The sequence below is a fragment of the Rubritalea marina DSM 17716 genome (assembly GCF_000378105.1).
Classification (GTDB): Bacteria; Verrucomicrobiota; Verrucomicrobiia; order Verrucomicrobiales; family Akkermansiaceae; genus Rubritalea; species Rubritalea marina.
The window spans coordinates 51,473-74,107 of record NZ_KB899250.1 but is presented as its reverse complement, the minus strand read 5'-3'; the positions used below and the strand labels follow the sequence as shown (position 1 = coordinate 74,107).

The 22,635-nt window shown below is 52.4% G+C and carries 20 protein-coding genes; 11 read left to right on the top strand and 9 right to left on the bottom strand.

The genetic code is table 11. The features are described from left to right. Window positions 1-6: 6 nt before the first annotated feature. Window positions 7-1,179, bottom strand: coding sequence for a radical SAM family heme chaperone HemW (gene hemW, locus F454_RS0104025; protein WP_018969341.1), 1,173 nt, complete (start codon window positions 1,177-1,179; stop codon window positions 7-9). Between the two features lie 97 nt (window positions 1,180-1,276). Here hemW and F454_RS0104020 point away from each other — a divergent pair, with 97 nt between their 5' ends. Continuing rightward, window positions 1,277-2,197 (top strand): phytoene/squalene synthase family protein, encoded by a 921-nt coding sequence (locus F454_RS0104020; RefSeq protein ID WP_018969340.1) that lies wholly within the window; start codon window positions 1,277-1,279, stop codon window positions 2,195-2,197. Window positions 2,198-2,260: 63 nt separating this feature from the next. Then, the gene (locus F454_RS0104015; RefSeq protein ID WP_018969339.1) at window positions 2,261-2,611 is read left to right on the top strand and encodes a hypothetical protein; all 351 of its coding nucleotides are present in this window, start codon (window positions 2,261-2,263) and stop codon (window positions 2,609-2,611) included. A gap of 7 nt (window positions 2,612-2,618) precedes the next feature. Here the strand turns inward: F454_RS0104015 and F454_RS0104010 are convergent, their stop codons facing one another. Next, window positions 2,619-5,528 carry a M16 family metallopeptidase gene (locus F454_RS0104010; protein ID WP_156817122.1) on the bottom strand — a complete coding sequence of 970 codons (2,910 nt, stop codon included), beginning with the start codon at window positions 5,526-5,528 and terminating at the stop codon, window positions 2,619-2,621. Window positions 5,529-5,721: 193 nt separating this feature from the next. Next, complete coding sequence (locus tag F454_RS0104005) at window positions 5,722-6,384, bottom strand: type II secretion system protein (protein ID WP_018969337.1); 663 nt, start codon at window positions 6,382-6,384, stop codon at window positions 5,722-5,724. A gap of 156 nt (window positions 6,385-6,540) precedes the next feature. On the opposite strand from F454_RS0104005, the gene rsmA reads away from it, so the two are divergent. From rsmA to F454_RS14115, 3 genes are all read left to right on the top strand, one after another. Next, window positions 6,541-7,893: a 16S rRNA (adenine(1518)-N(6)/adenine(1519)-N(6))-dimethyltransferase RsmA gene (rsmA, locus tag F454_RS0104000; RefSeq protein ID WP_018969336.1), complete on the top strand. Its 1,353-nt coding sequence runs from the start codon at window positions 6,541-6,543 to the stop codon at window positions 7,891-7,893. A gap of 194 nt (window positions 7,894-8,087) precedes the next feature. Next, window positions 8,088-9,449, top strand: a complete 1,362-nt coding sequence (locus F454_RS15545) for an AI-2E family transporter (protein ID WP_018969335.1) — start codon at window positions 8,088-8,090, stop codon at window positions 9,447-9,449. 47 nt (window positions 9,450-9,496) lie between these two features. Continuing rightward, entirely contained in the window at window positions 9,497-10,093 is a 597-nt protein-coding gene (locus tag F454_RS14115) for a MauE/DoxX family redox-associated membrane protein (protein WP_018969334.1), read from the top strand. Here the strand turns inward: F454_RS14115 and rimK are convergent. The 3 genes from rimK to F454_RS0103975 form a co-directional block, all read right to left on the bottom strand. Beyond that, window positions 10,090-11,475 (bottom strand): 30S ribosomal protein S6--L-glutamate ligase, encoded by a 1,386-nt coding sequence (rimK, locus tag F454_RS0103985; RefSeq protein ID WP_018969333.1) that lies wholly within the window; start codon window positions 11,473-11,475, stop codon window positions 10,090-10,092. The genes F454_RS14115 and rimK overlap by 4 nt on opposite strands. A 145-nt stretch (window positions 11,476-11,620) precedes the next feature. Continuing rightward, complete coding sequence (locus tag F454_RS0103980; protein WP_018969332.1) at window positions 11,621-13,219, bottom strand: glycine--tRNA ligase; 1,599 nt, start codon at window positions 13,217-13,219, stop codon at window positions 11,621-11,623. A 131-nt stretch (window positions 13,220-13,350) separates the two neighbouring features. Beyond that, the gene (locus tag F454_RS0103975; RefSeq protein WP_018969331.1) at window positions 13,351-14,013 is read right to left on the bottom strand and encodes a TVP38/TMEM64 family protein; all 663 of its coding nucleotides are present in this window, start codon (window positions 14,011-14,013) and stop codon (window positions 13,351-13,353) included. A gap of 138 nt (window positions 14,014-14,151) precedes the next feature. On the opposite strand from F454_RS0103975, the gene F454_RS0103970 reads away from it, so the two are divergent. From F454_RS0103970 to F454_RS0103955, 4 genes are all read left to right on the top strand, one after another. Continuing rightward, window positions 14,152-14,622: a YHS domain-containing (seleno)protein gene (locus tag F454_RS0103970; RefSeq protein ID WP_018969330.1), complete on the top strand. Its 471-nt coding sequence runs from the start codon at window positions 14,152-14,154 to the stop codon at window positions 14,620-14,622. A 272-nt stretch (window positions 14,623-14,894) separates the two neighbouring features. Next, entirely contained in the window at window positions 14,895-15,548 is a 654-nt protein-coding gene (locus tag F454_RS0103965; RefSeq protein ID WP_026292694.1) for a response regulator transcription factor, read from the top strand. A 77-nt stretch (window positions 15,549-15,625) separates the two neighbouring features. Then, window positions 15,626-17,206, top strand: a complete 1,581-nt coding sequence (locus tag F454_RS15540) for a sensor histidine kinase (protein WP_169334313.1) — start codon at window positions 15,626-15,628, stop codon at window positions 17,204-17,206. Window positions 17,207-17,288: 82 nt separating this feature from the next. Further along, a complete protein-coding gene (locus F454_RS0103955; RefSeq protein ID WP_156817121.1) occupies window positions 17,289-18,254 on the top strand; it encodes a YHYH protein in 966 nt (321 codons plus the stop codon). Between the two features lie 146 nt (window positions 18,255-18,400). Here F454_RS0103955 and F454_RS16055 read toward each other — a convergent pair whose 3' ends face one another. From F454_RS16055 to F454_RS0103930, 3 genes are all read right to left on the bottom strand, one after another. Then, entirely contained in the window at window positions 18,401-18,505 is a 105-nt protein-coding gene (locus F454_RS16055; protein ID WP_018969326.1) for an AURKAIP1/COX24 domain-containing protein, read from the bottom strand. Between the two features lie 54 nt (window positions 18,506-18,559). After that, window positions 18,560-19,435, bottom strand: a complete 876-nt coding sequence (hisG, locus tag F454_RS0103940) for an ATP phosphoribosyltransferase (RefSeq protein ID WP_018969325.1) — start codon at window positions 19,433-19,435, stop codon at window positions 18,560-18,562. 172 nt (window positions 19,436-19,607) lie between these two features. After that, window positions 19,608-20,840, bottom strand: a complete 1,233-nt coding sequence (locus F454_RS0103930) for an efflux RND transporter periplasmic adaptor subunit (RefSeq protein ID WP_018969323.1) — start codon at window positions 20,838-20,840, stop codon at window positions 19,608-19,610. A 191-nt stretch (window positions 20,841-21,031) separates the two neighbouring features. Between F454_RS0103930 and F454_RS0103925 the strand changes: the two genes are divergently transcribed. Both F454_RS0103925 and F454_RS15535 read left to right on the top strand, forming a co-directional pair. Next, on the top strand, window positions 21,032-22,108 hold the full coding sequence (locus tag F454_RS0103925) for a phosphate acyltransferase (protein WP_018969322.1): 1,077 nt from the start codon (window positions 21,032-21,034) through the stop codon (window positions 22,106-22,108). Window positions 22,109-22,149: 41 nt separating this feature from the next. Then, window positions 22,150-22,581 (top strand): MauE/DoxX family redox-associated membrane protein, encoded by a 432-nt coding sequence (locus F454_RS15535; RefSeq protein ID WP_018969321.1) that lies wholly within the window; start codon window positions 22,150-22,152, stop codon window positions 22,579-22,581. The last annotated feature ends 54 nt before the right edge of the window (window positions 22,582-22,635 follow it).

Sequence of the window (22,635 nt, the reverse complement as noted above, 5' to 3'; positions counted from 1 at the left end):
CGGGGGCTAGACGATGTGCTCGATCACCGAGTCGGTGACGAGTTGCCCTTGGTGGGTTAGAATCAAGTGGCCGTCGCGTAGGGTGGCTAGTTCGCCATCCACGACTTGCTGGGCGCGTTGTCGTTCATTGGAGCTGAGGTGCTCTAGGCTGAGCCCTTCGGCGGTGCGCAGTGCCATGGCGACGTATTCTAGGTGTAGGTCGTCGCGGCTGAGTTCTTCGATTTCGGTTTTGGCGTGGCCGACATGGGTGATTTGTTTGATATAGCCGGCGGTATCGGGGAGGTTTTTCCAGCGGGTGGTACCGATGGTCGAGACGGCTGAGGGGCCGAGCCCCAGGTAGTTGGAGCCTTTCCAGTAGCCGCTGTTGTGGCTGGAGCGAGTGGTGGAGCTGCTGCGTTTTGCGTAGTTGGAGGTTTCGTAGTGGTCGAAGCCGGCAGCGCTTAGGGTGTTGTGAGCGAGGCTGAAGAAGCGGGCATTGGTTTCAGGGTCGTCATGGTATTCCCCCTTGCTGAGCTTTGCGATGAAGGCGGTGTCTTCCTCGTAGGTTAAGTTGTAGGCTGAGATGTGGTCGGGCTTGAGTGCGATGGCGGTAGCGAGGGTCTTTTCCCAGGAGTTGATGCTTTGACCAGGAATTGAGAACATCAGGTCGATGTTGACTTGGGCAATCCCGGCTTCGCGTAGGATGGGCACGGCTTCTTGGGCTTCTGCGGCGGAATGTTCGCGGCCCAGGGTCTTGAGTACCGCGTCATCAAAGGATTGGATTCCCAGAGAGATGCGGGTGACGCCTAGTTCGCGGAAGAGCTGTGCTTTCTTGAGGTCGAAGGTTGCAGGGTTTGCTTCGAAGGTGAGTTCCTCGATTTGGCTGAAATCGAATAGCTTGCGTAGTTCGCCAAAGAGGAAGCGCAGGTGGGTGGGAGATAGCATGGAGGGGGTGCCTCCACCAAAGTAGAGTGTCCTGAGCTGCGGGAAGGCTTGGTCACGCGTGGCGTGTCGGGCCTCGGTCAGTAGGGCTTCGAGGAAGGCCTTGATGTCGGTGTTGCCCGGTGTGTGCTTGTAAAACGAGCAATACGGGCAGATGCGATGGCAGAAGGGAATATGGAGATAGACTTGCACGGTGTGAGGATGGCCATGGAGGATGGCGCGGTTCCCGAGCCTAGGCAGAGTGTCTGGAAATGACAAATGCAACCTGCTAGCAGCTCAGGATTCATTTGCATGGAAGAGGAGAATTGGGACGATTTCTATTTCCAGATTGCGAATCTGAGGTATCAATAGGTCGATGCCAGTGCCTAGTGATCTCGGTAAGTCAGTGTTGAAAGGGGTGTCGCGTTCCTTCTATCTGACGATTCGTTTGTTGCCCCCCAAGATGCGGCAGCCTATCGCACTTGGCTATTTGCTGGCGAGGGCATCAGATACGATTGCCGATACTGCGGCGGTGCCGGCTGAGCTGAGAGAAGATTGCCTTTATCGATTCACTCATGCTCTGGGGGATCAGGCTGAGAGAGTAAAGCTCCAACAATTGTTGGAAAATGATTTCATTCACTATCAAAGCAACGAGAAGGAACAGCAGCTACTGCAGCGGATGGCAGATGTCTTTACCTGGTATGATCAGGTGCCATCTTGGCAACGCGAGTCGATTGATCGCGTCTTGGGCTTTATTTGTCGTGGGCAGATGCAGGACATTCGGCATTTCTCCATCGAATCGCAATCGGTACTGAGTAGTTCAAAAGCACTCGAGTCATATTGCTTTCATGTTGCTGGCTGTGTCGGTGAGTTCTGGTCTGAGATCGGGATCCAGTCGATGTATCGTTTCTCGAGGTTGGAGCCAGAAGAGCTGAAAGAACTCGGTGGGGATTACGGAATTGGGCTGCAGTTGGTGAATATCTTGCGCGACATTCCCGAGGACTTTGCCAATGGTCGTTGTTACCTGCCAGTGGCTGATATGAACGATAAACAGCTGATCCTGGATGAGGCCGAGCGCTGGCGCGCGCGTGCTAGAGACTATGTGGAGTCTGGGCTAGCTTACTCGAGCTCGCTGCGTTCGTGGCGCTGTAAAGTGGCCACCGTGTTGCCCGCATTGATTGCTAGAGAGACACTTGATTTGCTAGAAGAGGCTAGCTGGGAGGATCTAGAAGCGGGAGTGAAAGTGTCACGTAAGGTGGTGCGCCAATGTTTGTGGCGTGCTCTGTGGTGGGATTAGGTTCTGTTATTATACGATAGGCTTTGTTACGCTAGACCTTGATTTCAACCTCTGTCGTAATCCATGAAACTATTTATCACAATTCTATCAGCTGGGCTGAGCTTGAGCGTGTTTGCCAATCCTTATGCGGTGGGGCCCTCGTATGTTTTGAAACCGAATTTTTCCATCGACTTTGACAATGAACTGGTGGTGCTGGCTAAGGGATTTGAGCAAGCGTGTCGGGCGCTCCCCGCCGGTGAGAAGTTTATCATCTTTAGGCCGGAAAGTGGCTTTGAGGACGACTGGATTGCGGTGCGCGAGGTGAAGGCGGTCGGCGGGGTGCTGCTGGTGCATGTGAGCAATGGAGCTGCCCGTGAGCTCGTCTTTGGCGCTGATAAAGTGTTGATGGTTTCCTCTATCAGGCCGAGACCTTAATCTTGGTTTATTCAGCCTTTTTCGGAGAAATCGAGATTTGCGCGCTGTTGTCTTTTTGTAGGATTTCTTTGGCGAGCTCATTGATGTCGCTGACGCTGATACTCGCGTAGTCGGTGTCGCGATCGCGTGCTGCTTCGATGAGTACTGGGTAGCGCTGGGATTGATTCATTACGGTGGCGAGCCAATAGCTATTCTGGCGCAGAGACTTTTTGAGGATGCCAAGGCGAGGTTGAATGACGCGCTGGAGTTCATCTTCATTGGAGCCGTTGTTGGCGAGTTCCTGTGCCAGCTCCGAGATGATCTTATTGATTTTCTCAGTGTGCGCGGGCTTGCCTGGGCTGATGGCTGAAATGGTGCCGCTATTCTTGAATGTGTTAGAGAGCTGGGCGTAGGAGAAGGGGCTGTAGGCTTCGCCTAATCCTTCGCGGAGTTTGATGCGCATTCTATCGCGGAGGATGGCAGAGAGGACGCTGAGGCGACGGAGTCGCTTGATGTCGCGCTCGGTGTTGTCTCCGGCTTTCCAGAGTACCACGGACATGGCTTTCTCGATATCGCTTTCGTAGGTAAATGCTTGTTGGCTTGGAGTGTCTGGGAAGGTGAGTGTTCTCTCAGCTAGTGGTACTTCGGTGCTGGTACCACGCTCTGGTAGCTGCGCAAAGGTGCGGGAGAGTGCGGTTTGTGCGTCTTCGAGGCTGCAGTCGCCTACAATGGAAATCTCGAGCGGTGCGCCGTCGAGGAACGGGCTTAGCCACGCTTTGGCTTGTTCTGAGTGAAGTGCTTGCGCTTCGGTGAGGCTTGGGTAGGCAAAGCGCGGATCACCGCCGCTGAGCCAGCTTTGGAGCTGGCGCATGGCGCCGCTTTCGGTGTGGCGCAGCTGGGCGTATTGTTGCGGGAGGCTCGATTTGTATTGGCGTTCCGCTTCTGGTCGGAAGCCGGGGTCGGTGAGGTAGGCTTTGAGTAGTTCAAGCTGGAGTGTGAGGTCCTCTGGGGTGGTGGAGCCGCTGAGGTTGAAGCTGCCTTCGCCGATGGTGAAGGTGGCGCCGACATTGCGACCAGCGAGGATGGTGCGTAGGTCGTCGCTGCTGTGCTGGCCTAGTCCGCCTGCTGTGAAGACTGCAGATGCTAGGGCGTTGAGGCCTGGGTGCTCGAGTGGCATGCTGGCGAGGCCATCCCCAAAGCTGATGCTGATGCCAACCGAGTTTTTATCGAAGTCGGTTTGTTTGAAGTTTACTGCGACACCATTACCGTACTGCCATTGGTAGATGTCGAGGTCTTGGATGTGTTGTTGGTTTTCGACGGTGGCTTGGCTGTGGCTTGCGTCGCTGGCGTAGGCGAATGCTTGTGTTTCGCGTTCCTCTGGCGCATCGATTTGCGATTGTTTCTCTTTGAGGTAGAGCGCTTTGAGGGTGCCTGCTGTGTCGGTGCCTGAGGCCTGGGTGGTGAGGATTAAACTGATGTCTTCGGTGTTCCAGAAGCTTGTGAATGACTGATGGATGCTTGTTGGGTCGAGGCTCTGCAGTTGTTCTTGGACGATGCTGAGATCCATCTCAGGGGTTGAGTAGATCTCATCGCGGTGGATGTGGCGTGCGAGGCTACTTGCGATGTCATTGGACTTGCGCGTGGGAGCAGACTTCACTGCTTGTTCGTAGTAGTTTAGGATGTCGGCGACGGCTTCGTTGAATTCACTGCTGGTGAATCCGTAGAGGAGGGCGCGGCGGAATTCATTCTCCAAGACAGGGAGGGCTGCGATCCAATCGTTTTCGAGTGGGGTGACATCGATGCTTCCGAGCTCGAGACCGCGGAAGTAGATGCTGCGTGAGGCGCCGCCACTGAGGATGCTAGTGTCGTCTTCCTTGGCAATGCGGGCGAGGCGGCGGTTGATGATCGAGTGCGCGAGGTGTAGCTTGAGCGATTCGAGTCGCTGCGCTTTGCTATCGACTTTGTGTTCAAAGCTGCGGGAGCGTAGGAGGGTGAGCTCGGTGGCTGGTAGTTCTTTGTCATTGAAGACGTGGACTTGGAAGCCTGGTTTGGTGGTCACATCGCCGACGTCGCCCTTGGGGGCTTTTTTGGCTGGGTTTTGCATGTTGCCAAAGGCTGCTTTGATGCGGCGTTGGGCCTCGGCGACATCGAGGTCACCGACGTAGATGAAGGTGAGCTTTTCTGGCGCATAGAATTTGGTGTAGAAATCTACAAAGAGGTCGCGTTGTGCGTTTTGAATGACTTCTTCGGTGCCGATGGGAAGGCGCTTTCCGATCATTGAATTCGGGAAGAGTGTCTCAAATTGTCGTTGGAACATGCGGAGACCCACCGAGTCACGGGTAGTTTTTTCTGAGGAAATGACGCCGCGTTCTTCTTGGATTTCTTTTTCTTCGAGCAGGGCGCCATCGGCGAAGTCACTCATGACTGCGAAGCCGAGGTCTAGGGTGCTCTCTTCGATGTTGGGAAGGTCCAGCATGTAGACGGTTTCATCGAATGAGGTGTAGGCATTGGCGTGGGCTCCGAAGGCAATGCCGAGCCGCTGCATTTGCGGCACGAGTTTGGTGGCATCGGGGAAGTGGCGTGTGCCATTGAAGACCATGTGTTCCAGGAAGTGTGCGAGCCCTCGCTGTTGCTCAGTTTCGTCTAGTGAACCAGCATCAACGTGGAGTCGCATGCTGACGCGCTCGGCCGGTAAAGGGGAGCGTTGGATAATGTAGCGCATTCCATTGTCGAGTGTTCCGTATGTGACGGCGGAGTCCTGGGCGATGTCTGAACTGGTGGCAGCCCACGGACGCGGGGTGCCTGTGGCGCGACTGGTGTCAGACTTGCTGCTCACGAGCTCAGTGCTCGGAGTCGCCTTATCGGCATTCTGGGCGACGACGAGAGCTCCTACGAGGGTGAGGCCAAGGGCGGAGATGAACGGAACGGATGACTTCATTGCGTGGAATTTTTGTACAATCTGGTTTTCTGCATAGCGCACCTGTGGGTGATGCTTTGCTTAGGAAATTGCCATTTTCACTATCAGTTAGAGAAAGCGTGACCCTGAGGGTAGCGGCTTTGCTAGATAGCGAAAGCAAAAAAGCACGCGAGCGGGCTCGGCGTGCTTTGGGTGAAATAGGGGTGGACGGGGATTACCAGGTCTTCACATCATCGATGTCGTCGAAGATGCCATCTGGTCCTGGGCTAGCGACTACTGCTGGGACGGAGTGGATGCGCATTGGGTTGCCATCTTTGTCTTGGTAGACTTTGAAGTCGACGTTTTTGAGGGCTGGCACGTGGGCGAAGTTGATTTTATTTTCGCCAGTGTAGTCGATAACAACTGCGAATGGATAGCCCCATGGGTCCATGAGCATTTTAGGTTCGCCGTCGTCGTCATAGACGATGCCATTGACTCCGTTTTTTGCGTCTTGGGCATCGAAGAATTGCACGTTGTTTGGGTTCACATCGTCATCTTTACCCATGAGCACATTGAGGAGGCGGGCATTGATGGTGACGTACATTTCTACATCGCCAGGAGCGCCGCTGGTGCTTTGAGCTTGGCTTTCTTCCTTCTCACCACGGATGTAACTCTTGGAGCTGAGGTAGGGAAGGTAGCCATATTTTTGTTCGAATTGTTCGATGGCAAAGATGATGTCGTGGGCCATTTTTTGGCCTTCGGTGATCTTGGCTTTCTTGAGTTGGCCCATGATTACTGGAGCTGAGACACCTGCGAGGGTCGCAATGATGGCAATGACAACGAGCAATTCGACGAGCGAGAAACCATTTCGGTTAGAATGATGATTGGATTTTTTCATAGTTTCTTTGTGTAGTGGGATAGCAATGGCAGGAATCCTAGCGTACGGCAATGATACATTCTGAGAAATTTGAGAGGATAATTTTAGAGGGGATTGCATGGGAAGCGAGTTCAAATTGCCATTGCTTGTTTAAACAAGTGGGCATAGTAGTGTGGCATGACTGGCGGCGATATCAGACAAGTGCTCGATGAAGCGGGAGTGATCCCATCGAAAAAGTTGGGACAAAACTTCCTTTGCGACTCGAATGTGGCGCGCTGGATTGTTGAGCAACTGCAACCGCAAGCGGACGATGTTGTGGTGGAATGTGGTCCTGGTACAGGGGCGCTCACGGAGCATCTGGTGGAGTTGGTGGCCAAGGTGATCTTGGTCGAATTTGACGCCCGTCTCTATGAATACCTGAGCAAGCGCTTTGCGGACAACCCGAAGGTGACGATCTACCATGCCGACGGAGCACGCTTTGATACGCGTATTCTTTTCAAAGAGGGACCGATCAAGTTCTTGGGAAATCTTCCGTATTCAGCAGGCGGCGCGATCATGCGTAATTTCATGCAACGCCCGACGATGATTTCTCGGGCAGTTTTGATGCTACAGAAAGAATTTATTGATCGGATTGTGGCGGTGCCGCGCACCAAAGCCTATGGAGTGTTGAGCTTGCGGATGCAGAGTGAATGGGAGAGCAAACCCGTGAAGACTGTGCCGCCTGAGGCATTTTTTCCGCGTCCATTGATCGACTCCACGGTGATGACCTGTGTGCCAAAGCCCCAGGGTGCTTTACCAAACTATGATGCTCGCTTGTTTGATGAATTGATCCGTCGTGGCTTCGCCCAGCGCCGCAAGCAAATCAAAAAGCAGCTACCAGAGAACCGCGATTGGGCAGAAGTGGCAGAGGTGCTTGGGCTGAAAGTAACCGCACGTGCGGAAGAAATCACCCTCGAGCAATGGGTTGAAATCACGCGTCAGTATGACCCTCACCCGCTCAAAGATGTGGCTCAAGATCACGATGAGCTTTTCGATGTGGTGGATGACGAAGATCAAGTGATTGGGCAGGAGACGCGTGCAGTGGTGCATGAAAAAGCGCTGAAGCACCGCGCGGTGCATGTCTTTGTATTCAACAAGCACAAGGAGGTGTTGCTGCAGAAGCGCTCGGGTCTGAAAGATAAGTTTCCAAACCACTGGGACAGCAGCGCTGCTGGTCACCTCGATGCAGGGGAAGGCTATGCAGCATGTGCGAGCCGCGAACTGGAAGAAGAGCTAGGAATCCATGACGTAGAGACTCAGGCTATTGCCAAGCTTGCACCTTGTGAGAATACTGGATGGGAATGGATTCAGTTGTATCTAGCACGCCATGACGGAGCGCTGCGTTATCCTTGTAGTGAAGTGCACTCAGTGCAGTGGTTTAGCATGGAATTAGTGCGTGAATGGATCGATCGCCGGCCGGAGGATTTTGCACCTGGTTTTATCGAATGCTGGAATGTGTTTGAGGCCAAGATGCAGGCAGCCCAATCGTAATAGTGGCGGGATTTTTAGGCCTGAGAGTGGGCGGTACTAACATCTTTGTAGCAATGTCAGAAAAACTCTGGCTTGTTATACAAATCTGGCTAGAATGGCAGAAAATTCAGCATGGTGACGGCTCTTGTGTGCGTCATTCTATGTCGCTTTGATACTCCTGCGGCGTACTTGGAATTTTTTTGATCATTGAACCCATGGAAGAGAAGCCAAAGAAGAGAGGAGCTGAAGCAGCACGGATTCTAATCGTACTAGCCAGCGTGGTGCTAGTCGTGGCTGGGGCGAAGGCCTCGGCAGATTTTGTGGTGCCCTTACTCTTGGCATTTTTCATTGCTACAGTCAGTTACCCCATCACCTATTGGCTGAGTAAGCATCGAGTGCCTCGGGTGCTTGCGGTGTTCTTTACAGTGTTGATTGACTTTGCGTTTTTGGCTGGCGTGGTGCTGGTAGGTATCATGTTGGTGGGTGAACTCCAGAATAAGTGGGAGAGTAAGTACTACGAGCTCACCAAGACCCGTGTGACGCAGCTCGCTGACAATGTGTCTAGCACGATGGATCGTTTTGGAATGCTGGCGGATCAGGATAAGAATGCTGTTGCCTCCGGCGAGGAATCGGCACCGCTGGCACTTGTGGTGCCAGAGCCAGACATATTTGACACAGAAGGAGACGTGGTGGCGAGCCAAGTAACCGAAGTTGAAAATCTAGAGCGGGGAGATGCGGTGGTGGCATTGACCCAATCGAATCTTGATATACTATCGGACGAGCTTCTCAAGCATCTGAGCGTGAATAAAGTGCTGCAGATGGGCACTGATTTTCTAGGCAAGTTGGTATCCTTTCTAGGCACGACCTTTCTGGTCTTGTTATTGACGGTTTTCATGCTGAGTGAGGCGCGGATGTTTGCGCGTCGCTTCAATGCGATTTGTGAAGCAAAGGGGCCGAACTTACAGCGCATGGTGAGTGCGACTCGCGATATTCAAAGGTACTTAGGGATCAAGACCTTGATTAGTTTGACTACTGGGTTTTTGGCTGGAGTGCTATGTTGGGCAGTGGGCTTAGAGTTCCCATTGCTTTGGGGTATCTTAGCTTTTGCCCTGAATTACATTCCGGCGATTGGGTCGGTGATGGCTGGCATCCCACCGGTTTTGCTTTCTTTGTTGCTGACTGGCGACATCAAGGATGCAGTGATCGTTGCTGCGGGCTACCTTGCGATCAACGGGGTGCTTGGCAACTTCTTGGAACCAACCTTGCTAGGCCGACGCTTTGGGATGTCGACCTTGGTGGTGGTGGTTTCTGTGCTCTTTTGGGGCTGGATTTGGGGTCCTATCGGTATGTTGCTTGCGGTCCCATTGACGATGTTGGTGAAGGTGGCCCTAGACAACAGTGCCGACTTCCGCTGGATCGCTGTCGCGATCAGCCAAGAGGATAAGCAAGGGAAATCCCATGAGGTAGAGGAAATCAAAGAAGCCATTGCGGAAGCTGAGGCGCATAAGCAAGAGAAGGAAGAGGAAGAAAGACGCAAGGCTGCGGACCTCACCAAGATGTTTCCTGAAGCTGAATAAGTTGCAGCCATGATTGCATGTTTGGGTATCGGTGCTATGGGTGATGCATGAGCTCATGTTGTGCACCCAAGCAAGAAAATACACCTAGCAAGGCGCAAAAGCCCGGTATCAAGGCGTATCGTCCACTGATTATCGTGATTGGTCTCTCGCTGCTTTTTGCCTGTGCCAAGAATTACCAATACATGCAGCTAAAGATGCTGCCATCATTGAGTGTTGTGGTTGGAGGGGAGTTTGCCGTTGAGGCTGTTCAGTCCATGGGCGCGCGTCTTTGGATGCACGACATGATGGGGTCTTTTTTGATGATCTTTGCCATGTTGAAGTTGTTTGATGTCGACGGGTTTACGAAGGCCTTTCGGAAGTACGACTTGGTGGCGAAAGCAGTCCCAGCATACGCGGGTGTTTATCCCTTGATTGAATTGCTGCTGGGGCTGGGCTACCTCAGTGGTTGGAGACCCGAGGTGGTCTACACTGCGACATTGGTGATTATGGGGAGCGGGAGCTTGGGGGTATTGTTGGCGCTACCGAAGCGCGATGGCTTACAGTGTGCCTGTATGGGCGCCACACTCAATGTGCCACTCACCACCGTTGCGTTGATTGAAAATCTTGGCATGGTGGCGATGGCTGCGTGGATGCTCTTGGCTTAAGTTTCTTCGCTAGGTTCCCAGCCGAGCTTTTTTTCAATCGCTTGGATCATGAGTCCTGCGATGTCCTTGCCAGTGGCTGATTCGATGCCTTCCAAGCCAGGTGAGGAATTCACTTCTAGTAGGAGAGGTCCTTTCGATGAACGGATGAGATCGACACCCGCGACATCTAGGCCGAAAGCCTTGGCTGCTTTGATGGCGAGCGTGCGTTCTTCTGGAGTGATTTTGACAATGGCCGCTTTACCACCTTGATGGATATTGGCTCGAAACTCTCCAGCAGCAGCGGTACGTTCGATGGATGCCACGACCTTACCATTGATGACGAAGCATCTTAGGTCCTTGCCATTGGCTTCTTTGACGAATTCTTGAACCAGAAGGTTTACGTTCAAGGATTTGAATGCATTGATCACTGACTCGGCGGCTTTCTTCGTTTCCGCGAGGACGACACCCTTACCTTGAGTTCCTTCTAATAATTTCACGATCAATGGAGCTCCGCCGACCATGTCGATCAGGTCATTGGTATCCATGGGGGAATTGGCGAAGCCAGAGGTGGGGATATCCAAGCCGTTCTTCAGCATCAGCTGCATGGAAAAGAGCTTGTCTCGTGAGTGGCTGATCGAATCTGCCGAGTTCAGTGCAAACTTGCCCAGGCTTTCAAACTGTCGGGTGAGAGCGCAACCATAGAAGGTCACACTGGGGCGGATGCGTGGGATCACTGCGTCGAGCCCATTGAGACTTGAGCCACCCCGCGAGAGCACTTCTGGGTGATCAGCATCCATTTTGAGGTAACAATGCTTCACATTGAGAAACTGCATTTGATGCCCGCGTTGTTCACCTGCTTCGATGATACGTTGATTACTGTATAATTCAGGGTTGGAAGCGAGTATGCCGATCTTAAGGCCACGTTTTACTTCCTCGACCTCGCCGTACATGGTGCTGATTTCAGATTTGCTGTGGTCGCCATGTGAGAGTTCCTCAGATGGATCTACTAGAATGCGGCCAACCATGGCTTCTCGGCCCAGAAGCATGCGATAGCCCATGTTGTCACGGTTGCTGAGTGTGATCTCAATGGAATGGGATTCCCCAGCCAGCTCCATGGCGGTGCGGATGACGTAGCGTTTTTCACGTTCCCCATTGGAGGACTTGATGATGCGTCGATCCACGACCATCGCTTCGCAGCGTACCACGGTTTTGCGGTTCTTTTGGATTGGGTGGACTTCAAAGGAAACCCATGCTTCTCCGTCGCGTTTGAAGCTATGGATATTGAAAGCGTGGAGCGATGATGTCTTGGCGCCTGAGTCAACGCGCGCCTTGATCGCTGGGACTTGGAGTTGTGGTAACGCAAGCCATTCTGCGCTACCAACGATGGTTTTATTCACACTCATAGATAGATTTAGAATCGCTCAATTACTCCCTTTTGTGCTCCAAGTCAATCTATGAACGGTGAGGGGATTGTGAAAAAGCTACGCAAAAAAAAACGCAGAGCCGAAGCTCTGCGTTTGTCTAAAGGATCGTAGCTTTTCGCCGTGATTAGCGAAGGCGCTCGAGGAGCCATGGAAGAAGATCGCTGATCGCGATACGTTCTTGCTCCATGGAGTCACGGTGGCGCACGGTGACGGTGTCCGTGAGGTCTTCACCGTTCGGGCCTTCTTCTCCGAGAGTCTCGAAGTCGATGGCGATACAGAAGGGTGTGCCGATTTCATCCTGACGACGGTAGCGGCGGCCGATGGCAGCGGTCTCGTCGTAGAAGACATTCATGAATGGCTGAAGAAGGTGCTGGACTTCCTTGGCCTTGGCCACGAGCTCAGGCTTGTTTTTAAGGAGTGGGAGGATCGCGGCTTTGATTGGCGCGATGCATGGTTTGAAGCGCATGACGGTGCGTTCGTCCTTCTTCTTAGCACCTTCTTTGGTGAGGTCTTCGACGTCATAGGATTCGCAGAGAACCGCGAGTACGGTGCGATCACACCCAGCGGATGGTTCCACCACGTGAGGGATGAAGCGTTCCTTGGTTTCTTCGTCGAAGTATTCGATGTTCTTGCCAGAATGTTCTTGGTGTTTTGTGAGGTCGTAGGCACCGCGGTACGCCACACCTTCGAGCTCCTGGATGCCGAATGGGAATTCGTATTCGATGTCGTAGGTCTTGGCTGAGTAGTGAGCACGCTCACCATCTGGGACGTCGAGCACGTGAAGCTTCTCGCGTGGCACACCGATTTCCTCGTAGAAGGAAAGGCGTGTTTCGAGCCATTCTTCGGTGAGACGTAGGCCGTCTTCTGGGCGACAGAAAAACTCGATTTCCATTTGTTCGAATTCGCGCGAACGGAAGGTGAAGTTGCGTGGGTTGATCTCGTTACGGAATGCCTTACCAATCTGAGCGATGCCGAATGGTAGTTTGACGCGTGAGGAATCTAGCACATTTTTGTACTGCACGAAGATCGTTTGTGCTGTCTCTGGGCGGAGGTAGGCAACGGCATTGGGGTCATTGTCATCTGAGGAAGCTCCCATTTTGGTTTGGAACATGAGATTGAACTCACGAGCTTCGGTGAGAAGGGAACCGTTTTCAGGATTGTATTTAGTGGTGTCGACTTCTTCGGTAGTCGATTCGCCGGCTAGTTCTAACTTCTTTGCTGGGACGTCCTGACCATTGAGGAATTGCGCATAGTATTGCTTGGCTACTTTACGTGCGTTGTTCTCGTTTTGGTTCGCCGTTGGGTCGATGAGTACTGAGAATGGCTTTTCAACTGAGAAGCCGGATTCAGCGTGGCTTGCCCCGGTGTAGTGATAGGCTGTGCCGGATTGTGGATCGATTTGATCAGCGCGAAGGCGAGCTTTGGACAGCAAGCAATCACACATTGGGTCTGAGAAGCCACCCACATGGCCAGAGGCAGTGAGTACCGCATGATGGGTGAGGATGGAACCATCCATGCCGAGGATGTCATCGCGCTCTTGCACGTTTTTGCGCCACCAATAGTCTTTGAGGTTGCGCTTGAGCTCAGCACCGAGTGGGCCGTAATCCCAGCAGCCATTGAGACCGCCGTAGAGTTCTGCAGATTGGTAGATGAAACCTTTGCTCTTACAGAGAGAGACGATTTTTTCCATCTTCTGTGGGTCGGTGTTTTCGCGTTCAGCCATGTTCGTTGATAAAAAGGATTGGTTGCAGCGGATGAAAGCACCCGCCTTGGGGTTCCGCAAGGGTGAATTTGTTTAATTCTAAGGCGCGAGAGCTGGACTTGGTGAGAAGCCTAGAGCACATCAGTCGGCCCTTATTCCTGTCTGGATTTTTTACGCTGCTTCCTAGTGAAGCTGAACCAGCTCACCCACAGTACCAACATGATACAGAAGTAGGCAATGATGGCAGGGGTGACATTTTCGGCGGAGGAGAGAGAGCCCGCGTAGGCCACGGCTATGGAATAGAGAGTGCAGCTGGTGCCAAAGCTCAAGAGGTAGGTGCTAAAGCGCATTTTAGTCACACCTGCGAGGCAGCTAGTGACTTCAGGCAGCATCGGTGCAGCGCGTGAGAGCATCAAGGCGAGGGCGCCATGCTTATGAAAGCTAGCACGCATGTCTTCGATCATTTCAGGTTTGTCAAAGAGGCGGTGTAGCATCGGTTCGCCAAAGGCCCGACAGAGTCCGTAGCCGACCACGCCTGCGAGGGTGAGCCCCAAACTACCGCAGAAGGCGCCCCAGAAGGGACCTAAGAAATACCCTGCCAGACTGACGACCACGATACCGGGAACGGCGAGTAGGATGTCGGCTACCAGCAAGGCTACAATGATGATGCCGATCCAGACTTTTGGCATGTCGTGTGCACTTCGTAACCAAGCTTCAATTTCCTCTTGGGTGAGCCAACCTGTACTTTGTAGCAGGACAAACAGGCCGAGAAAAAATCCTACGAGCCACAATGCTGTCTTGATCAAAGGAGTCATGTGATCAACGAAATATAGATTGAGCTGTTAGGCAAGGATTTGTGTGTTTGATTCCAGCTGCGCGGATGATGGTGAGGAGATTGGATGGAATACGATTGTGGCTGAGGTGCTCTCATGGAGGTAACCCCAAAACGTACTATGAAAACCACCTTACTCAGTATTATCCTCACTCTAGCAGCAGCCATCTCAGCCTTGGGTCAAGACTCTCAAGGGGTGCGCGAGCAACATTACAACCTCAAACGCGGTGTTGCGCTTCAAGGGTGGGATCCCGTTTCCTATTTTTCTGGCTCACCGAAGGAAGGGAATTCTGCTCACCGTGTCGCCTATCAGGGGGTGACTTACCATTTCTCTTCTGCGGCCAATGCTGCAGCATTCAAGGCGGAGCCAGAAAAGTATGAACCTCAGTACGGTGGCTGGTGTGCTTATGCGCTGGCTGTTGGGAATGGCAAGGTGAGAATCGACCCAGAGAGTTACAAAGTCGTGGATGGAAAACTCTTCTTATTCTACAACCAGTTTCCCTTTGGGAACACATTAAACAAATGGAATAAAGGCAGCGATAAGGCCCAGATCGCTATTGCCGATGCCGCTTGGCAGAAGGAGAAAAACTGAGTAGAAGCGCGTTCTAACATACCATTCTAGAAGAGAGCAGATCCCAAATTCGGGGTCTGCTTTTTTATTTTTGCTTAACTTTCTGAGAATGTATCCCCCCTTAATCTGCCATTCATCTTCACTGTGCTACCCATAGGCATCAGACAACTTTTAGTCCCTCTGGTGCCTGGTGTCGAGATAGGGGAAGTAAGGTATTACTAGGTACTGGCACCGGAGGGCTAACAATAAAAGAATTTGGAATGATGATCAAACCTGTCTATAGTCCATCGGTAATGCGAATTTTGTTAGTTGAGGACAATGATCCGCTGCGTATGACGGTTCAGGAGGCGCTCGGCGAAGAAGGAATGACAGTGGATGCTGTTGAGAATGGTGAGCTTGGCTTATACCAGGCCACAGAGTATGCGTACGATTTAATTGTGTTAGACGTGATGATGCCCAAGCTTGATGGCTGGCAGGTACTGAGCAAGCTGCGCGAGCAGGGCAATCAGGTGCCTGTGATCATGTTGACCGCGCGGGATGAAGTGGAGGATCGAGTGCAGGGCTTGGATTTAGGTGCGGATGATTATTTGGTGAAGCCATTTCGTTTGGCTGAGTTAAGCGCGCGTATTCGTTCCGTGATCCGTCGTTCTCGTGGCAATGCCACGGCGGTGACGGTGCTAGGGGATGTGACGGTGGACGCTGCGAAGCATGAAGTGAGCAAGGCGGGCAAGGCGGTAGAGTTGACGGCTCTGGAGTACAAGGTGCTCGATTCTTTATTGTCCAAGCGTGGTGAGGTCGTGTCTCGTTCTCATCTCTACCTGCACCTTTTTTCGGATGAGAAGGAAGTGGGTTCGAATATTCTCGATGTCTACATCTGTAATCTCCGCAAAAAGTTAGGTAGTCAGCTGGTGAAGACCAAACGTGGGGCGGGTTATTATATTGAGTGATGCTCGGAAACTTTCAATCGCTTCGCTGGCAGATTCAGCTGTGGCACTTGCTCCTTTTGCTGAGCATCGTTGGCGGTATGCTTACCGCCTTCTATTTTTATGAGAAGCGCGTGCAAGTTGATCTATTAGATAAGCGTTTGTGGAAGCCGGTGCACGCTATCTTGCCGGCATTTCGGATGGCTCCAGACACCCGTCACGGTGGTGCTCGACAGCGGCCAGGTGGGTTGAGTCAGAGTGGCGCGGAGCCTGGCTACCAGCGCGGTGAACGCAGAAGGGGGCCAGGAGCTGATGGCGAGGGGCGCAAGCGTCCATTGCCGCCGCATAGGCGCAATGGCCAAGGGAGAGGTGATTCAAGTGAAAGTGGGCAGCAAGGTGGCCCAAGAGAGGAGGGGGCTGGGGGCTCATATGGTCCAGCGATGCGTCGTGGTGATGGCGATCGGAATGCTTTTGTGCCGCCGGGGGAAGATCCAGAGAAAACCCAATTTGATGAACGAAGCTTGAGTGACAACCGGGCATTGAAAAGAATGGAGAAGAATGGTTTTTACGTGGAAGCGTGGATGCAGGATCGCTTGGTGTATCGATCAGAGGGGGCTCCAGAGCGTGAGAGCATTGCCAGTGATCATGAATTGGGGGCTCTGCACGATGGGGTGCAAGAACGTTGGAATGGCAATAACCGCGAGTTGGTGCAGCCCACTCCGTTTGGTAAGGTGATCGTGGGGGTTTCGGCAGACATCATTGACGAGGAGATGGCGAGCTTTCGCAACCAATTGATTTTGGTAGGTTGCGCGGTGGTGGTGTTGGGGTTTCTCGGTGGGGCATTGCTGACGCGCCGTGCTCTGGCGCCGATTCATCAGATGGAGGGGACCGCAGAGCTGATCTCGCAGGGGGATTATTCTCAACGTATTGATTTGAGGAAGTCGGCCAATGAGTTGAGTGGTTTGGCCAAGGTGCTGAATGATAGTTTTGAGAAGATTGAGCAATCGTTCACGCAGCAGGTGCGCTTCACGGCTGATGCCTCGCATGAAATGCGCACCCCTTTGGCTGTTATTTTAGCCAAGTCTGAGTTGGCACTAGCACGGGAGAGATCGCCTGAAAAGTACCAAGAGACCATTCAATCTTGTTATGACTCAGCCTCGCACATGCAGGGCTTGATCGAGTCGTTGCTAGATCTATCGAAAGTCGACTCTGGTCGCTTTTCCATTCATCGAGCACCCGCTCGTTTGGATGACTTGGTCCATCATTGTACCGCATTGCTAGAGCCGCTGGCAGACAGGGCCTCACTGCATGTCGTGAGTGATCTGAGCCCAGTGGAATGCATGGTGGATGCCTCGCGCATGAAGCAGGTATTTATCAATTTGTTGAGCAATGCGATCAAGTACAACCGCGAAGGTGGGACGATACGTTTAGAGCTTGGTGTCGATGGCGAATCTTGGGTGTTGAAGGTCGCTGACTCTGGGAAGGGGATTTCTCAGGAGCACCTCCAGCATTTGTTTGACCGTTTCTACCGTGTGGAAGCTGCACGCACTGGCAAAGAAGGAAGCACTGGTTTGGGGCTCGCGATTACCAAGGCGATTGTAGAAGCCCACGGTGGCGCGATCTTGGCTGAGAGTGAGGTGGGGAGCGGTTCATGCTTCACCTTGCGTGTGCCACTCGCCTGAGCTCCTGCGATATCTCAAATTTTAACCCATTTTTAATCAAGCATCTGCTATCAATGACATGATGAAAATTGGTTCACACATAATGACTGTAGTATTCCTAAGCGTTGGGGGAGTGATGGCTCACGACGGTGATCACGAGCGCACTAGGCGTTCTACCCAATCGCTAGCTCGCGATAATGAGGTGAAGATCACGGTGGAGGGGGCTATGCGGGTGATCGAGTCGAATGGCATTCCAAATCACAGCACAGGCCGATTCCCGAACCGCAATAATCCAAACACGATATCGGAACAAAGCTATCGGTTTGAGATGCCATTGGAGCCTGAGCAGAACCCCGCTCCTACGGTTGCGCGTGGTATCTTTGGTGTGGCAGTCAATGGTGTGGTATTCGAACCAGGAACTGCGGAGCGCTGGAACAACCAAGCTCAGTGGAGTTATGAAGCATTGACCAGTGCGTTGAACCTCGGTCTGGATGAGAGCCATGCGCACGTACAACCGACGGGAGCCTACCACTATCACGCGATGCCAAATGGCCTGATCAAGGCCTTGGATGGTGCGAAAAAGTTTAAAGACAAGGAAATGGTGTTGGTTGGCTGGGCAGCTGATGGTTTTCCGATCTATGCTAAATTTGCATACAGTGATGCCGCTGATGCTGCGAGTGGGTTGAAAGAGTTGCAGTCCAGTTACCAATTGAAAGATGGTATCGAGCGGCCAGATAGCCCTGATGGGCCAGGTGGGGATGCCGATGGGAGTTTTGCCAGTGATTATGAATATATTGAAGGTTCAGGTGATCTCGATGCTTGCAATGGTCGTGAAGGGGTCACTCCGGAATTTCCAGAGGGTACTTACTACTATGTGGTGACTGAAGATTTCCCATTCATTCCAAGGTTTTACAAAGGAACACCTGACCCAAGTTTCAATCAAGGTCGTGGGGGGCGTGGTGGCCCTGGAGGTAGGGGAGGACCCGATGGGCACGGCCCGCCACCCCACGGCCATGGCCCGCCATCGGGCGGGAAACCGCCTCACGGGAACCGCCCACCCCGACGGTAGCGCCTCTTATTTCTCTCTTGGTTATGAAAGCACTCTTGAATGGTTCTTGAGTGCTTTTTTCATGAGAATGCTCATAAAAAAAATGCGTGAGCCCGAGAGCTCACGCATTTTTTGAGGAAGAAATTCTTCCGCTTCTTACAGGTCAGTTATGACTTGTAACGAAGGCGCTTCTTGTGACGATTTGCCTTCGAGCGCTTGGAGCGCTTGTGCTTGTTGATTTTTGCCTTACGGCGTTTTTTTAGGCTTCCCATAATTTTATGTTGGTTACGGTTCGATTAGATTGTGATTCGGCGTTGTGCGTCGGGTTAGCGAACGAGTTTATTGAGTGGGTACTCGATAATTCCTTCTGCGCCGAGTTCCTTCAGAGTTGGAATGATTTTGCGTGAGACTGTTTCTTCGATCACAGTCTCTACCGCGAGCCAGCCATCTTCAGCAAGCTGGGAGATAGTCGGACGGCGGAGTGACGGTAGTGTATCGATCACTTGTTGCAAAGATTTTTCTGGGAGGTTCATTTTAAGACCTACCTTGTCCCGTGCGTCGAGTGCGCCTTCGAGCATGAGGACGAGGCGCTCCATCTTACCGCGCTTCCATGCGTCTTCGTAGGCATCCTTGGAGGCGTAGAAGTGTGGGAATGAGGTGAGAAGTGTGTCGAGGATGCGAAGTTTGTTCGCACGGATGGAGTTTCCTGTTTCCGTCACATCGACGATGGCGTCAACGAGATCTGGTACTTTCACTTCGGTAGCGCCCCAGGAGAATTCGATGTCAGCTTTGACACCTTTTTCTTCGAGGTAGCGTTCAGTGATGCCGACGCCTTCAGTGGCAATTCGCTTGCCTTCGAGGTCGTGCACCGACTGGATTGGAGAATTTTCAGGTACCACGAGTACCCACTTGGTTGGGCGTGTGGTAGCGCGTGAGTATGGAAGCTCAGCGAGATCGACGAGGTCGGCACGGTTTTCGTATGCCCAGTCGAGGCCGGTGATTCCACAGTCGAGGAATCCAGAATCGATGTAGCCACCGATTTCTTGCGCGCGGATCATGTAGATATCGAGCTCAGCATCGTCAGATGATGGGCGAAGTCCGCGGTCAGAAGTATACACATTATAACCAGCTTTCTCAAGGAGCTTGAGAGTTGGTTCTTGGAGTGATCCTTTTGGTAAGGCGATTTTTAGTTTGTTTGCCATGGCAGTGAAACGCGTTGGGACGTGGCTTATGGACATCAATCCGCTGAGAAGCAAGGCAAATTTAGGGAAACTAGGGGGATTCTCTGAATTTGCGGCTGACCGAGCGCTTCAGGACGGGGAATTGAGAGCTGTCGATACTTCGCATTCGTGAGCTTGCCCACCTGATGGAGGGCTACATGCTCGGTTTGCTGGAGCTATTGGTGAGGACAGATTCTTGATTGAGAATACGCAGGGGGGCTCCCTCGGCAGCAAAGGATAGGCGTGTGGTTGCTAGTAGTTTGCCATCGAGTTCTGGCGTGTCTGTGTAGACGTAGTCGATGGTTGACCAGAGGATGTTGATGGTCTCGCGTTTGATGTGTTGGTCGACTGCGAGGATGATTTCATCTTTACCATAGAGAGCTGATCGTGGGATCGCGACCACATCTTGCAGCGTGATTGCTTCAATGGTGGCTGTCACTGGCTGGTTCATACGCAGCGGGTGCTTGCGTGAAACGCCATGGATGCCAAAGGGATCATGAACACGGGCCACCACGAAGAGTTCGCGCGAGTTTGGGTCTAGCTCACCTTCTGCTCGTACCAAGGTTGCCTCCCAATGGCGGTCAGGCATGTTGTTGAGCGAGTCATTGAGGGTGACGGGCACCTCGGAAAAATTGATCTCATCGATGTCGATTTTTCTGAGTTGGCGGATTGAGAGTGGGAGGCGGACTTCGGCGAATGCGGTTGGGTACAGCTCGCCTAGTTTTGTGCCAGTCCCGACCGACTGGCCAATACCGACATCACGCGAGCGCACGCGCGCATCGTATGGTGCTCTGATTTTACTACGTTCTAGATTCCGCTTTGCGAGTTCGTATGCGGCGAGGCGTGCGGCTAGGTTTGCTTTGGCTTGCTTCAGCTGTGGTTTGCGCAGGACGAGGTCATTGGGGGCTTTATCGAAGCCGATGTCTTCCCAATTACGCAATGCCTGTGCGGCGCGAGCTTGTTCTTGGGCTAAGCCGGCTTCAGCCTGGGCGACATTGGCTGATGCGGTAGCGATTTGGGATTCGAAGTCGCTTGGGTTGAGCTCGACGAGGACTTCACCCTTTTTGACGAAGGAACCATTGGAAAAATGGTCGGAAACCGATTGGATAATACCGCTGACCTGAGGGGTAAGGGGGGTGATGGAGGATGGCGCTGCTATCCCGTGAGAACTCAAGGTCACATCAAAATTGATTTTCTTGAGTTTGACCACTTCGGTCTGAATGGCGTTTTTATATGGGTTGTACTTGGCTTTTTTCCCGGCTTTTGCGACTGCGCTCTGCTTGCCACCATCGTTCTCAGCGCTAGGTTTCTTGGTGAAAAGCTTCCAGCCGGCAAACCCCAACCCGAGGATCACGACTGCTGGCAGAAATTTGAGAATCTTTTTCAAAATAGGCAATGGCTTGTTCTATACTATAACGAGGCAGCTGTAGCAGAAGTTTCACTAGGACGCTAATGAGAGTACGAAACTGTGTCATTATTTCAGGAAATAGCAAATTGTGACATGATCGTTTTTTCCATTGCTTCTGGCAAAGGCTGTGAACTAACATCCTCGAAGTATCTTTGTAGTACCAATTTTATATGAGCGAATCTAGCAAGCCAACGACGCATTCCAACCCACTCACGGATCATTTATTTGCTGCCCTGAAGCGAAACCCAAAGCGTATTGTCTTCACCGAGGGTGAGGATGAACGCGTGGTACGCGTGGCAGCTCAGCTGGTGGCTTTGGAGGTGGCTGTGCCGATATTGTTGGGGAATCGTGCGAGGATTCAAGCGATTGCGGTGAACTTGAATGTTTCTTTGATGTTTGTGAAGGTACTCGATCCACGCGACTCGAGTGATCTAGATCTTTTCTGCAAGCGTCTGGAGAAAATGGAGCGTTACCGTGGTCGAGTGGCTGCTGAAACTCGCGATGTGATGGTGAAACCACACAATTTTGCGGCGATGATGCTGCAGTATGGTCAGGCCGACGCGATGGTATCGGGCAATCAAGCGAATCCTGCCATCATTTACCGCGCCTTGATGCAATTCATTAAAAAGTCCCCTCACACGCCGCGCTTGTTTTCGGTGGTGGCAATGGCATCAGAGGAACTTCAACACTTTGGGAGCGAGGGGATGCTCTTCCTTGCCGACTGTGGGGTAAACCCTGAGCCAAGCGTGGAGGATCTGGCTGGTTTCGCCGTGGAAACTGGCAAGCTCGCCGAGCATTTCATGGGGCACACGCCTAAGGTCGCGATGTTATCTCACTCGACGCACGGCACCATGCCGACGACGTCATCCAAGCGCGTGGCAGCGGCTACCGTGCTGGCCCGTGATCTAGCAAAGCGCCAGAGAGTGAATATTGAGATCGATGGCGAACTTCAGGCTGATGTGGCTCTCGATATGGCAGCGGCAGAAGTGAAGCTTAAAGACGCACGCGCTGCGAAGAGTGCTGATGTCTTGGTGTTCCCCAATTTGGACAGCGCGCATATTGCCTTCAAGCTTCTCGAGCATGTGGGTGGTGCGAAGATGTATGGTCACCTGTTGTGTGGTTTGAGCCGTCCTGCTGCACAGGTGCCGAAGACTGTGACCGAGGAATCGCTGCTGGGGACTGCTGCGCTTGTGGGTGTGGAGGCGATCAAGTATCGCGATCTCTATCCGGATGGTGAGATTGTATGATCTATGCCGTTTGGTATAGCCAATGTTGAACCATTCATGAGATGTTAGCGACTGTCTTGCGACTCCTATTGGGCTTGGTATTTCTCGTTTACGGGGGAGCGAAGCTTCCTGACTTGCATGGTTTCGTCTTAGATGTTGCGAATTACCAAATAGCACCCTTCAACATGAAACCCTGGGATCAGGTGCTGGCCTACCTAGTGGTAGCTGCAGAGTTGGTGATTGGCGTTGCTTTGGTATTCAACCGAGCATTGCGTGCTGCATTGTTTGGCTTTTTAGCGCTGACATTGAGCTTCGTTGTCGCGATTTGTAGCGTTTGGGTGCGAGAGATCGATATTGATTGTGGCTGCGGTGGAGATCTTGTGACCTTTAATGGATATCCGAGTCATTTACTCTTCCTTTCCTTGATGTTAACCGCAACAGCTTATCTTTTGGTGGACCAGTTTTTCCCATCACCTCAACAGAAGCCAAACTAGAGAAACAGGTTCGAATTCACGTAGAGGATTTTGCTGAGCGGGTGGTTGATTGAT